Raw genomic sequence first — 12,368 nt, 5'->3', positions numbered from 1 at the left:
TTCAATGCGATTTTGGACGCTGGTCGATCACGCGCCGGGCCTTGCCGGTCAGGGTGCGCTCGATGCCGTTGGCGGGCAGCAGGTTCACGCGCGTGGTCACGCCAACGTAGGTCTTGATGCGGTGTTCGAGGTCGCGCGCGAGTGCTGCCGCGCCATCCTGGGATTGAGACCCGTCGCGCAGTTCGGCCACCACATCGAGCTTGTCCAGATGGCCGTCGCGCGAGACCACCAGCTGGTAATGGGGCGCCAGCAGCGGCATCTGCAGGATCAGTTCTTCGATCTGGCTCGGGAACACGTTCACGCCACGGATGATCAGCATGTCGTCCGAGCGGCCGTTGATTCTCCCCATGCGGCGCATAGCGCGCGAGGTCGGCGGCAACAGGCGCGTGAGGTCGCGCGTGCGGTAGCGGATGATAGGCAGCGCTTCCTTGGTCAGCGAGGTGAATACCAGTTCGCCCTCCGCGCCGTCGGGCAGCACTTCGCCGGTGTCCGGGTCGATCACCTCGGGGTAGAAATGATCCTCCCACACCACCGGGCCGTCTTTGCTCTCGATGCATTCGCTGGCCACGCCCGGCCCCATGACTTCGGACAGGCCGTAAATGTCGACCGCGTCGATCCCGGCGCGTTGTTCGATCTCGCTGCGCATGCCATCGGTCCACGGCTCGGCCCCGAAGATGCCGACCTTGAGCGAGGACGCCGCCGGATCGAGTCCCTGGCGCGTGAATTCCTCGATGATGTTGAGCATATACGAGGGCGTGACCATGATGATCTCCGGCTTGAAGTCGCAGATCAGCTGCACCTGCTTTTCGGTCTGCCCGCCCGACATCGGGATCACGGTGCAGCCAAGCCGCTCGGCGCCATAGTGTGCACCAAGCCCGCCGGTGAACAGGCCGTAGCCGTACGAGACGTGCACCATGTCGCCCGCGCGCCCGCCGGCGGCGCGGATCGAACGCGCCACCACATTGGCCCAGGTGTCGATATCGTTCCGGGTGTAGCCCACCACGGTGGCCTTGCCGGTGGTACCGGACGAAGCGTGGATGCGCACCACCTTTTCGCGCGGGACCGCGAACAGGCCGAAGGGATAATTGTCGCGCAGGGTTTTCTTGTCGGTGAAGGGGAATTTGGCCAGGTCCGCCAGCGTGCGCAGGTCGTCCGGATGCACGCCGGCGGCGTCGAACGCGGCGCGGTAGTGCGGCACGTTGTCGTAGGCGTGTTTCAGCGACCACTTCATGCGTTCAAGCTGCAAGGCTTGCAGTTCGTCGCGGCTGGCGCGTTCGATCGGCTCCAGGTCGCCAGGGACTGGTGTGCGTTGGACCATGGTGTTCCTCCTTTGCAGCAGTTATGACACGAGCGGCAGTTCAGCCACGTTGCCCGTCACGCGATGCGATTTACCTCGGAACAGGGCGACCGTGCGGCCGTCCTGGTTGGTGACGGTGATGTCGTAGACGCCGGTTTTACCCGACAGCGCCTGCTCGATCGCGACAGCCGTCAGCAGATGGCCTTCGCGCCCCGGCGACAGGTAGTCGATGGTGCAGCCCGCGCCCACGGTGTTGAGGTTGTGCGAATTGCAGGCGAAGGCAAAGGCGCTGTCGGCCAGCATGAAGATGTAGCCGCCGTGGCAGGTCTGGTGGCCGTTGAGCATGTCGCGCCGCACCGGCATGGTCATGCGCGCGTAGCCGGGACGGATCTCGGCGAGCAGCATGCCGAGCGCCTGGCTGGCCGGATCGCGCTCGAACATGGTTTTGCCGGCCAGTTCGGCCAGCGTCTGAGGATCAATGTGCATTTGTCAGAAGGTGCTTCCATTGGCGAGTTTGCGGCGCAGCAGCGGCGACACGCGGTAACGGTCTTCGCCATACGCGGCGGCCAGGTTGGCCAGCACCGTGACGATGTGTGGAATGCCGACCGTACTGGCCCAGGCCAGTGGCCCGCGCGGGTAGTTGACGCCCTTTTGCATGGCAATGTCGACCGCTTGGGCGGTGCAGACGCCCTGGTTGACGGCGTCCGCCGCTTCGTTGGCCAGCATGGCCACCGTGCGCATGACCGCCATGCCCGGCACGTCGTCCAGGCGCGTGACTGCGAAACCGGCCGCCTGGAACAGGCCGACCGCCGCGTTCCAGGCCGCATCGCTGCATTGGTCCGCGCGCGCCAGCGCGATGCGGGTGGCCTTGCCGTAATCGAGCGCGAGGTCGAACAGCACCGTATCGGGATGGTGGTTGGCGCTGGCGCGCTCGGTGGCGCTGCGCCCGTCGGTCAGGAAAATGGCGGCGCCGTTGCAGTGGAAGGCCGGCGCTTCGTTTTCGCCGGCGTGCGACAACGGCGTGCGGTGGCCGACCGTGTAGCCCGCGCCAGCCAGGCGCTGTTCGAGCGGCTGCGTGAACGAATCGGCCACGTCGGCGTCGATGCTGATGCTGACCACTTCCGGGCGCACTTGCGCCGCCTCGTCGACAGCGGCCGCCTTGGTCGCGCCCTCGCCATACTGGTAAAAGCCACGGCCCGATTTGCGGCCGAAGAAGCCGGCGTTGACCATCTCTTGCTGTAGCACCGACGGCGTAAAGCGCGGGTCGCCGAAGTAGGCGTTGAACACCGACTGCGTCACCGAGAAATTGACGTCGTGGCCGATCAGGTCCATCAGCTCGAAGGGGCCCATGCGGAAACCGCCGCAGTCGCGCATCACCGCGTCCAGCGTGGAAGCGCTTGCTGCCTGTTCCTGCAACAGGCGCAGGCCTTCGGCATAGAACGGGCGCGCCACGCGGTTGACGATGAAGCCGGGCGTGGACCTGGCGTGCACCGGGTTCTTGCCCCAGGCCGCCGCAGTGGCGTACACCGTGTCGGCCACCGCCGGATCGGTGGCCAGGCCGCTGATGACTTCAACCAGCGCCATCAGCGGCACCGGATTGAAGAAGTGCATGCCGACCAGGCGTTGCGGGCGGCGCAGCGGCGCGGCGATTGCCGTCACCGAAATCGACGAGGTATTGGTCGCCAAAATGCAGTCGTCGCCAACCACGTTTTCCAGGTCCGCGAACAGCATGCGCTTGACGTCCAGGTTTTCGACGATGGCTTCGACCACCAGGGCGGCATCATTCACTTCTTTGAGCGTGGCCACGCTGTGCAGGCGCGCGCGTGCCGCAATGGCCGCCTCGCCGCTCATGCGGCCTTTTTCGACCAGCGTGGCGTACACCTTGCCGATATCGGCAATCGCCTTGTCGACCGCGCCGGGGCGCGTGTCGAACAGCTTGACCTGATAGCCCGATGCCGCCGCCACCTGCGCGATGCCGGCGCCCATGGCGCCACTGCCGATGACGGCGACGATGCTGCCTTGTTCCAGTGCTGCCATTTCATTCCCCCATAAAGTGCGGCGCGCGCTTTTCGATGAAGGCGGTCACGCCCTCGCGGTAATCGTGGCTGTAACCGAGTTCGCGCATCATCTCGCCTTCGAGCTTGAGCTGTTCCGGCAGGCTGTTGGCGTAGCTGGCCTGGATGGCGCGCTTGGTGAAGGCCAGTCCTTTGGTCGGCGCTTGCGCAAAGTGTTCGGCCATGGCGATCGCGTCTTCCATCAGGGCGGTGTCGGGCACGCACTTCCAGATCAGGCCCCACTCCTCGGCCAGTTCGGCCGGGATTTTTTCGCCCAGCATGGCCATGCCCATGGCGCGCGCGTGGCCGACCAGGCGCGGAAGGTGCCAGGTGCCGCCGGTGTCGGGAATCAGCCCCAGTTTGCAGAACACTTCGACAAAGCTGGCCGATTTGGCGGCCAGCACGATGTCGCAGGCCAGCGCCAGGTTGGCGCCGGCGCCGGCGGCCACGCCGTTGACGGCGCAGATGACCGGCATCGGCAGCGAACGCAGGCTCAATACCAGCGGTGCGTAGTAGGTTTCGACCGAGTGGCCCAGGTCCACGCCTTCGGCGCCCGGTTCCACCGCGCGGTCCGACAAATCCTGGCCGGCGCAAAAGCCACGCCCGGCGCCGGTGAGCAGCAGCACGCGCACGGTGGGGTCGGCCTGCACCGCCGCCAGCGCCGAGCGCACTTCCAGGTGCATCGCCTGCGTGAAGCTATTGAGCTTGTCGGGACGGTTCAGGGTCAGGGTGGCGATGCCGCGGTCGATCTGGAACGTGATGTTTTCGTAGTTCATGGCGCGTCCTGTTCTTTCAGTTGGATTATTCGGCCTGGTCGAAATCGACGACCACTTTGTCTGTCACCGGAAAACTCTGGCAGCTCAAGACGAAACCGCGCGCGATTTCGTAGTCTTCCAGCGCGTAGTTCACGTCCATGTCGACCTTGCCGTCGACCAGTTTGCAGCGGCAGGTCGAACACACGCCGCCCTTGCACGAGTAGCGCATGTCGATGCCGGCGCGCAGGCCGGCGTCGAGGATCGATTCCTTGTCCTTGTCCATCGTGAAGCTGGTGTGGTTGCCGTCCAAAATGACGGTGACCTCGGTCTCGTGGCGCACCAGCGCGTCGAACTGGCGCGGTTTGTGCTGGTGCTTGGGGATGCTGGCGGCGAACAGTTCGACCTTGATATTCTGCTTGGGCATGCCGGCTTCCTGCAATGCCGCCGAGACGCCGAGCATCATGTCTTCCGGGCCGCAGATGAAGGCGATGTCCACATCCTCGATGCGGATCCAGTGCTTGATGAACTGCTCGACCTTTTCTTTGGTGATGCGGCCGTTGAACAGCTCAATGTCCTGCTGCTCGCGGCTCATCACATAGGCCAGGTTGAGGCGCTCCATGTAACTGTCTTTGAGGTCGGTCAGTTCTTCCTTGAAGATCACCGACGACGAGGCGCGGTTCCCGTAGAACAGCGTGAAGCGGCTTTTCGGCTCGGTGAGCAGGGTGGTCTTGATGATCGACAGGATCGGCGTGATGCCGCTGCCGGCCGCAAAGGCAAGGTAGTGGCGCGCGTTATCCGCCGCCAGCGGCACGTTGAAGTGCCCCATCGGCGGCATGACGTCGAGCACCGCGCCGGGTTTGATATGGTCGTTGGCCCAGCTCGAAAACAGCCCGCCCGGCGTGCGCTTGATGGCCACGCGCAGCGCGCCGTCCTGCACCGCCGAACAGATGGAGTAGGAGCGGCGCACGTCTTCGTCGCCGATCTGCGCGCGCAGGGTCAGGTGCTGGCCCTGCTGGTAGGCGAAGCTGGCGGCCAGTTCGTCCGGCACGGTGAAGGTGACGGCGATGGTGTCGCGCGTTTCGTTGCGCACCCTGGCGACGGTCAGTGGGTAGAATTTGCTCATAGTCTGCCTTAGTGGCACTTGAAATAGTCGAAAGGTTCGCGGCAGTCCAGGCACTTGTAGAGCGCCTTGCACGGCGTCGAGCCGAATTGGCTGGTCAGCTCCGTATGGCCAGAACCGCAATTGGGGCAGATCACGATCAGCTTCGGCGCCGCGCCGCGCTTGACGCCTGTATGCAGGACGCTGCGCAGTCCACTGATATCGATCACCTGCTGCGCCGGCGGCGCAATGCCGTAGCCTTTCAGGGCGAGCTTGCCGGCCTCGCTCATCCAGTCGGTGGTCCACGCCGGCGAAAGCTGGTTCACCAGCCGCACATCAAGCACGCCATGGCCATGCAGCGCGTCCTTCACCGAGTCGGCGATGACCTGCATCGCCGGGCAACCCGAATAGGTCGGCGTGATGGTGACGACGCACGTGGCGTCGTCCCAGTCCACGGCGCGCACGATGCCGAGGTCCACGACCGAGATCACCGGGATCTCGGGGTCGCTGACCTCGCCCAGCCAGGCCCAGACCTGTTCCGTGCTGGCCGGCTGCGTGCTCATTACCACTCGGCCCCGGGGTAGGAGCGCTGCAGGAACTGCATCTCGGCCAAAATGAAACCCAGGTGCTCGCTGTGGCGGCCCGTTTTACCGCCGCGCTGCATCCACACGGAAGGATCGGGCATCGCCAGCGTGGCTTCGGCAAAAATCTCGGCCACGTGTTCGACGAAGGCGGCGCGCAAGCCCTCGCTGGCGGGCGCCACACCCTGCTCCACCATGGCGTTGTCGACGGCGTCATAGAGGAACATCTCGCCGCTGTACATCCACAGTTCGTTCACCGCTGCCTGGGTCCTGGCGTGGCTCTCGGGCGTGCCGTCGCCCATGCGCACGATCAGGTCACCGCTGCGGCGCAGGTGATAGGTGATTTCCTTGATCGACTTTTCGGCGATCTGCGCGATGCGTGGGTCGCTCGACTTGGTCAGGCCAAGCATCAGGAAGTAGTGCCAGGTGTCGAAGTAGAACTGGCGCACCATCGTGTCGGCGTAGTTGCCATTGGGCTGTTCGACGATCAGGCAGCAGCGCAGGTCGTGGGCGTCGCGCAGGAAGGCCAGCTGGTCTTCGGTGCGGCCGCGCCCTTCCAGTTCACCGGCGTAGGTCAGCCACATGCGGGTCTGGCCGAGCAGGTCGAGGGCGACGTTGGTCAGCGCCATGTCTTCTTCGAGCGCCGGGCCTTTGCCGCACAGTTTGGAGAGCTGCTGCGACAGGATCAGGGCGTTGTCGCCCTGGCGCAGCAGGTAGTCGATTTTTTGATCCACTGGCGCGCTCACAGGTTCTTGACTTCTTCCGGCATCGGGAAGAAGGTCGGGTGGCGATAGACTTTGCTGTTGGACGGCTCGAACAGGGCCGACTTGTCGCCCGGGCTGCTGGCGACGATGTCGGCGGCGCGCACGACCCAGATCGACACGCCTTCGTTGCGGCGCGTGTAGACGTCGCGCGCGTTATTGACCGCCATTTCGGCGTCGGACGCGTGCAGGCTGCCCACGTGCTTGTGCGCCAGGCCGTGCTGGCTGCGGATGAAGACTTCCCACAGGGGCCATTCTTTACTCATGTTGTTCTCCGTGAAAGTGCTTCCAGTGCTTCGATTACGCGGCGGCGCGCGCGGATTTCTTGTCAGCGTAGGCGACCAGCGCATCGCGGAACCAGGCGCCATCTTCATAGGCCTTCACGCGGGTGCGCAGGCGCTCGCGGTTGCACGGGCCGTTGCCCTTCAAGACGTTCTGGAACTCGCTCCAGTCGATCTCGCCGAATTCGTAGTGGCCCGTCTCGGCGTTGAACTTGAGGTCGGGATCGGGCACGGTCAGGCCAAGGTACTCGGCCTGGGGCACGGTCTGGTCGACCATGCGCTGGCGCAGTTCGTCGTTCGAGAACAGCTTGATGCGCCACTGCGCCGACTGCGCGCTGTTGACCGATTCGGCGTCCGACGGGCCGAACATCATCAGCGACGGCCACCACCAGCGGTTGAGCGCATCCTGCGCCATCGCCTTTTGCTCGGGCGTGCCCTGGGCGAGGCTCAGCATGATGTCGTAGCCCTGGCGCGCGTGGAACGATTCTTCCTTGCAGACGCGGATCATGGCGCGCGCGTACGGTCCGTACGAGCAGCGGCACAGCGGGATCTGGTTGATGATGGCCGAGCCATCGACCAGCCAGCCGATCGCGCCCATGTCGGCCCACGACAGGGTCGGGTAATTGAAAATGCTCGAATACTTGGCCTTGCCCGAGTGGAGAGCGGCGAGCAGTTCGTCGCGCGAGACGCCCAGCGTTTCGGCGGCACTATATAAATACAGTCCGTGCCCGGCCTCGTCCTGGATCTTGGCCAGCAGGATCGACTTGCGCTTGAGCGTGGGGGCGCGCGTGACCCAGTTGCCCTCGGGCAGCTGGCCGACGATTTCGGAGTGCGCATGCTGGGAAATCTGGCGGATCAGGGTCTTGCGGTAAGCCTCGGGCATCCAGTCCTTGGCTTCGATCTTGACGCCGGCATCGATGCGCGCCTGGAACTCGCGCTCCTGCTCATCCATGTCCTCGGCGCTCTGGACTTTCTTGAGGCCGGTTTCTACGAGTTGTGCGTACATGGTGCTTCTCCCATTGCAAAGGCGATCAACCGATAATACGATACGTAAAATCAGATGTACACAGTTTAATTGAGTCGTATTGTATACCTGTATCCGATTCCAATTAAACCGATGGCAAAAAACCATGCTGCGCCCAACACGCGCTAAAGTAAACGGCTGCTTTGCTTGACAATCACCCCACCGCGCCAGACCATGCATCCATGAAACAACTTACCAGCACAGCATGGATCGCCGATTTTCTCGCGAGCGATCCGCCCCGTTCCAAGTCGCTAGTGATGACCATCTTCGGCGACGCCATCGCCCCGCACGGCGGCACCATCTGGCTGGGCAGCCTGATCGAGTTGCTGGCGCCCTTCGGCGTCAACGACCGCCTGCTGCGCACCAGCGTGTTCCGGCTGGCGCAGGAAGGCTGGCTGGTGGCCAACCGCGACGGGCGCCGCAGTTCGTATGCGATCCTGCCGCAGGCCCTGCCCCGCTTCGAACGCGCCAACCGCCGCATTTACGCGCCGCTGGCGGCGCACTGGGACGGCAACTGGACCCTGGTGCTCTCCGGCGCCGGCAACATCGACGCGCCCGAACGCGCGCTGCTGCGCAAGGAGATGCTGTGGGAGGGTTACGCCATGATCGCGCCGGGCATGTTCGGGCATCCGGCCAGCGACGCCGGCGTGCTCGAAGAACTGCTGGCGCGCGTGGGCGTGAAGGACAAGCTGTTCGTGTGCCGCGCCAGCGCGCTGCCGGGCGTGTCTAGCCGCCCGCTGCAGGACCTGGTGCACGATGGCTGGGATTTGTCGGGCGTGGTCGAAGGCTACCGCCACTTCATCGCACGCTTTGCGCCGCTGCTGGACCTGTTGACAAGCGATGCCGCGCTGGCACCCGAGCAAGCCTTCGTGATCCGCACCCTGCTGGTCCACGCCTACCGCCGCGTGCAGCTGCACGACCCGATGCTGCCGATCGAACTGCTGCCCGATCCCTGGCCCGGCAGCAGCGCGTACGAACTGGCGCGCGCGGTCTATGCGCGTACATACGCACTCGCCGAAACGCACATCATGGCGACCATGCGGCGCGAGGACGACAGTGCGCCGCAGCTTGACGCCGGCTTCTTCCAGCGCTTCGGCGGGCTGGCCGGCGAGGCGCAGCGAAATGTAAAACCCCTGGTGCGTTAGCGACGCTACAATTACATGAAACTTTGGCGCGAACAAGCGGCTACAATGGGTCGCACGTCCCTCAGATAGTTTAAAAAAACTCGGAGACTGTCATGCAACGTCGTTCCTTCCTTACCAAAAGCGCCATCGGCGCGACGGCCGGCGTCATCGCCACGCCGGCGTTCGCGCAAATTAATCCTGAAGTCAAATGGCGCCTGGCGTCGAGCTTTCCCAAGTCGCTCGACACCATCTTCGGCGCGGCAGAAGCCTTCACCAAGCGCGTATCGCAACTGACCGGCGGGCGCTTCCAGATCCGCCAGTTCGCCGCCGGCGACATCGTGCCCGGCTTGCAGGTGATGGACGCGGTGCAGGCGGGCACGGTGGAGATGGGCCACACGCCGTCGTACTACTACTTCGGCAAGGACCCGACCTTCGCCTTCGATTGCGCGGTGCCGTTCGGCCTGACCTCGCGCCAGCAGACCGCGTGGTTCGACCAGGGCGGCGGGCGTGAACTGATGCGCGATTTTTTCAAGGACTACGGCATCATCAACTTCATGGCCGGGAACACCGGCACGCAGATGGGCGGCTGGTACCGCAAGGAGATCAAGTCGCTGGCCGACGTCAAGGGCATGAAGATCCGCATCGCCGGTTTCGCCGGCCGCGTGATGGAGCGCATGGGCGCGGTGCCGCAGCAGATTCCCGCCGGCGACGTGTATGCGGCGCTCGAAAAAGGCACGATCGACGCGGCCGAGTGGGTCGGCCCGTACGACGATGAAAAACTCGGCCTGGCCAAGGTGGCGCCGCACTACTACACGCCGGGATGGTGGGAAGCCGGACCGCAGCTGTCGTTCTACATCAACATCAAGGAATGGGAAAAGCTGCCCGCGCAGTACAAGGCGGCGGTGGAAACGGCCAGCTTCGAGTGCCACGTGACGATGCAGGCCGCCTACGACACCAGGAACCCGCAGGCGCTGGCGCGTCTGATCAAGAACGGCGCCAGGCTGCACAGCTTTTCCAAGGCCATCATGGACGAGGCCTACAAGATCTCGACCGCGGTCATGGAAGAGGAGGCTGCGAAGAATGCGAAGTTCAAAAAAGTGTACGAACCATGGAAGCGGTTCCGGCAAGACCAGAACATGTGGGCCTCGGTATCCGAGCAGACGATGCAAAACTATCTGATTTCGATAGGACGGAAGTAAATTCAGGGTCATTTGAGCCAGGTCAAAGGAATTACCTGGCGCATTTGATACCTTCGATGCGGGCAACCCTGCCTGGGTAACATGCTTAACGGGGATTGACTATGAATGGCATCTATTTTTCATGCGCCGAAGTGACGAGCCTGAGCCCGCACGGCTTCTGGCTGCAGTGTGGCGAGGAAGAGTTGTACTTGCCGTTCGTGGAGTTTCCCTTGTTCGAACACGCGACCATTGCGCAGATCTGCCGGGTCAAGTGCGTGAGCACCGGGCGCGTGTACTGGCCGGAGCTCGACCTCGATCTGACGCTGGAGGCGATCCGCAACCCCATGGCGTATCCGCGCGACAGCATGAATTACGATTGCTGAGAAGGACCGGCGGCCCCGGCGCGGGAGCGCGGACCTTGCCGGTCGAACCCCTTCCTACAAATGCCGCGTCTCCGCCGGCGGATTGCCCCAGTTATCGTTCAAGCCGTCCAGATACGCCACCGGCGCCGCGAGCAGCTCTTCCGGCGTCACATCGTCGAGCGCGGCCATATTGACCGATACCAGCGCCCCACCGAGAAACTCCACATAGCCGCGTCCGAACGAGTGCACGCCGCACTGCCTGCAAAACAGATAATGCCCGGTCCTGGTCGCAAACTGGTACGTGGTCAACTGATCCTCCCCGGTGAGCAGGCGAAACGCGTCGGGCTTGATGACGGCGTTCCAGTTGCGCGTCTTGGCGCAGATCGAGCAGTTGCACTTGCTGGTGCCCCGGCTCAGGTCGATATCGGCTTCATAGCTGACCGCGCCGCAGTGGCAACTGCCGTGATAGGTCTTGTTCATCGTGGTTCTCCTTCGCTGTTTTCAAAACAACAGGGTAAGGCGCAATGCGGGCGATTTTCGCCCTATTAACCGGGTTTAATCCGAAGGCGTATCATGACGCCTCGCGCGCGCAGCAGCCGCGCCTCTCATTCACCAGCCAAGGACACACCATGTCTATCAAAATCAGCAGCCAGTTCGACGCTGGCGCCATCGAACTCGTGAGCGCCACCAGCGCCTCCTCGATCGACCTGAACATCCGCCGCGACTCGCACGCCGACATCAGTCAGTGGTTCTACTTCCGCCTGCAAGGCGCGCAGGGACAGGCCAGCACCATCCGCTTCCTGAATGCGGGCAAAAGCGCCTATCCGGCCGGCTGGGACGGCTACCAGGCCATGGCCAGCTACGACCGCGTGGAGTGGTTCCGCGTGCCCACCAGCTTCGACGGCGAGGTGATGACGATTTCCCACACGCCCGAGATGGACAGCGTCTACTACGCCTACTTCGAGCCCTACTCGTGGGAACGCCACCTGGAACTGCTGGACCGCGCGCAGCTGTCGGAACAGGTGCGCATGCTCGATCTGGGCAGCACGGTGGAAGGGCGCGACATGAACGTGCTGGTGATCGGCGACCCGGCCGCCGGCTCCCCGGACGGCAAGAAAAAAGTGTGGGTGATCGCGCGCCAGCATCCGGGCGAAACCATGGCCGAGTGGTTCGTCGAGGGCATGCTCGACGCCCTGCTCGACCCGGCCGACGCCTTTGGCCGCCAACTGCTCAAGGAAGCGGTGTTCTATGTGGTGCCGAACATGAATCCGGACGGCTCGGTGCACGGCAACCTGCGCACCAACGCGGCCGGCGCCAATCTCAACCGCGAGTGGAATACGCCAACCATGGAGCGCAGCCCCGAGGTATTCGTGGTCAAGAACAAGATGCTGGAAACCGGCTGCGACCTGTTCCTCGACGTGCATGGCGACGAAGGCTTGCCGTATGTGTTCGTGGCCGGCAGCGAATCGTTGCCGACCTTCACGCCGGCCCAGGCCGCGCAACAGAAGCGCTTTTCCGACGACTTCAAGATCGCCAGCCCCGATTTCCAGGACATGCACGGCTACGGCGACTCGCCCTACACCGACGAAACCCTCACCATGGGCTCGCCGCACATCACGCACGCCTTCGGCTGCCTGTCGCTGACCCTGGAGCTGCCGTTCAAGGATAACGCCAACGATCCCGATCCGATCTGCGGCTGGGACGGCGCACGCAGCGCACGCCTGGGCGCGGCGGTGCTGCAACCCATCTTGCAGGCGCTGCGCAACCCGGCTTGAGGCGATACGGCTTTTCATCATTGCTTCGATTTTTTTGATTCACATCAACGATTTTGTTGAGGTCAATCAATAAACTT

General features: G+C 63.8%; 14 protein-coding genes. 4 read left to right on the top strand and 10 right to left on the bottom strand.

Features of this window, described 5'->3' with window-relative positions; all coding sequences use genetic code 11:
* Nucleotide 1: 1 nt before the first annotated feature.
* From paaK to paaA, 9 genes are read right to left on the bottom strand one after another with little or no spacing between them, the layout of a single operon-like run.
* Entirely contained in the window at nt 2-1,318 is a 1,317-nt protein-coding gene (gene paaK / locus F1609_RS00940) for a phenylacetate--CoA ligase PaaK (protein WP_167073781.1), read from the bottom strand.
* A gap of 21 nt (nt 1,319-1,339) precedes the next feature.
* On the bottom strand, nt 1,340-1,783 hold the full coding sequence (paaI, locus tag F1609_RS00935; RefSeq protein WP_167073779.1) for a hydroxyphenylacetyl-CoA thioesterase PaaI: 444 nt from the start codon (nt 1,781-1,783) through the stop codon (nt 1,340-1,342).
* Between the two features lie 3 nt (nt 1,784-1,786).
* The gene (gene paaH, locus F1609_RS00930; protein ID WP_167073778.1) at nt 1,787-3,334 is read right to left on the bottom strand and encodes a 3-hydroxyacyl-CoA dehydrogenase PaaH; all 1,548 of its coding nucleotides are present in this window, start codon (nt 3,332-3,334) and stop codon (nt 1,787-1,789) included.
* A gap of 1 nt (nt 3,335) precedes the next feature.
* A complete protein-coding gene (gene paaG, locus F1609_RS00925; protein ID WP_167073776.1) occupies nt 3,336-4,127 on the bottom strand; it encodes a 2-(1,2-epoxy-1,2-dihydrophenyl)acetyl-CoA isomerase PaaG in 792 nt (263 codons plus the stop codon).
* A 25-nt stretch (nt 4,128-4,152) separates the two neighbouring features.
* Complete coding sequence (paaE, locus tag F1609_RS00920) at nt 4,153-5,229, bottom strand: 1,2-phenylacetyl-CoA epoxidase subunit PaaE (RefSeq protein ID WP_167073774.1); 1,077 nt, start codon at nt 5,227-5,229, stop codon at nt 4,153-4,155.
* 8 nt (nt 5,230-5,237) lie between these two features.
* Nucleotides 5,238-5,768, bottom strand: a complete 531-nt coding sequence (gene paaD / locus F1609_RS00915) for a 1,2-phenylacetyl-CoA epoxidase subunit PaaD (protein ID WP_167073772.1) — start codon at nt 5,766-5,768, stop codon at nt 5,238-5,240.
* Nucleotides 5,768-6,532 carry a 1,2-phenylacetyl-CoA epoxidase subunit PaaC gene (gene paaC / locus F1609_RS00910; protein WP_370661585.1) on the bottom strand — a complete coding sequence of 255 codons (765 nt, stop codon included), beginning with the start codon at nt 6,530-6,532 and terminating at the stop codon, nt 5,768-5,770. The genes paaD and paaC overlap by 1 nt, the downstream gene beginning before the upstream one ends.
* Nucleotides 6,529-6,813, bottom strand: a complete 285-nt coding sequence (paaB, locus tag F1609_RS00905; RefSeq protein ID WP_054268390.1) for a 1,2-phenylacetyl-CoA epoxidase subunit PaaB — start codon at nt 6,811-6,813, stop codon at nt 6,529-6,531. The genes paaC and paaB overlap by 4 nt, the downstream gene beginning before the upstream one ends.
* Before the next feature lie 34 nt (nt 6,814-6,847).
* A complete protein-coding gene (paaA, locus tag F1609_RS00900) occupies nt 6,848-7,834 on the bottom strand; it encodes a 1,2-phenylacetyl-CoA epoxidase subunit PaaA (protein ID WP_167073770.1) in 987 nt (328 codons plus the stop codon).
* A gap of 200 nt (nt 7,835-8,034) precedes the next feature.
* Here paaA and paaX point away from each other — a divergent pair, with 200 nt between their 5' ends.
* The 3 genes from paaX (at nt 8,035) to F1609_RS00885 (ending at nt 10,537) form a co-directional block, all read left to right on the top strand.
* Nucleotides 8,035-8,997 carry a phenylacetic acid degradation operon negative regulatory protein PaaX gene (paaX, locus tag F1609_RS00895; protein ID WP_167073768.1) on the top strand — a complete coding sequence of 321 codons (963 nt, stop codon included), beginning with the start codon at nt 8,035-8,037 and terminating at the stop codon, nt 8,995-8,997.
* Nucleotides 8,998-9,089: 92 nt separating this feature from the next.
* Complete coding sequence (locus F1609_RS00890; RefSeq protein ID WP_167073766.1) at nt 9,090-10,175, top strand: TRAP transporter substrate-binding protein; 1,086 nt, start codon at nt 9,090-9,092, stop codon at nt 10,173-10,175.
* 101 nt (nt 10,176-10,276) lie between these two features.
* On the top strand, nt 10,277-10,537 hold the full coding sequence (locus F1609_RS00885; RefSeq protein ID WP_166887362.1) for a DUF2442 domain-containing protein: 261 nt from the start codon (nt 10,277-10,279) through the stop codon (nt 10,535-10,537).
* Between the two features lie 54 nt (nt 10,538-10,591).
* Here the strand turns inward: F1609_RS00885 and F1609_RS00880 are convergent, their stop codons facing one another.
* Complete coding sequence (locus F1609_RS00880; protein ID WP_167073764.1) at nt 10,592-10,996, bottom strand: GFA family protein; 405 nt, start codon at nt 10,994-10,996, stop codon at nt 10,592-10,594.
* Between the two features lie 149 nt (nt 10,997-11,145).
* Between F1609_RS00880 and F1609_RS00875 the strand changes: the two genes are divergently transcribed.
* The gene (locus F1609_RS00875; protein ID WP_167073762.1) at nt 11,146-12,291 is read left to right on the top strand and encodes a M14 family metallopeptidase; all 1,146 of its coding nucleotides are present in this window, start codon (nt 11,146-11,148) and stop codon (nt 12,289-12,291) included.
* The last annotated feature ends 77 nt before the right edge of the window (nt 12,292-12,368 follow it).

The organism is Massilia aquatica, from assembly GCF_011682045.1.
Lineage (GTDB): Bacteria > Pseudomonadota > Gammaproteobacteria > Burkholderiales > Burkholderiaceae_D > Telluria_A > Telluria_A aquatica.
The sequence above is the reverse complement of the archived record's forward strand: the minus strand, read 5'-3'. Positions and strand labels throughout refer to the sequence as shown.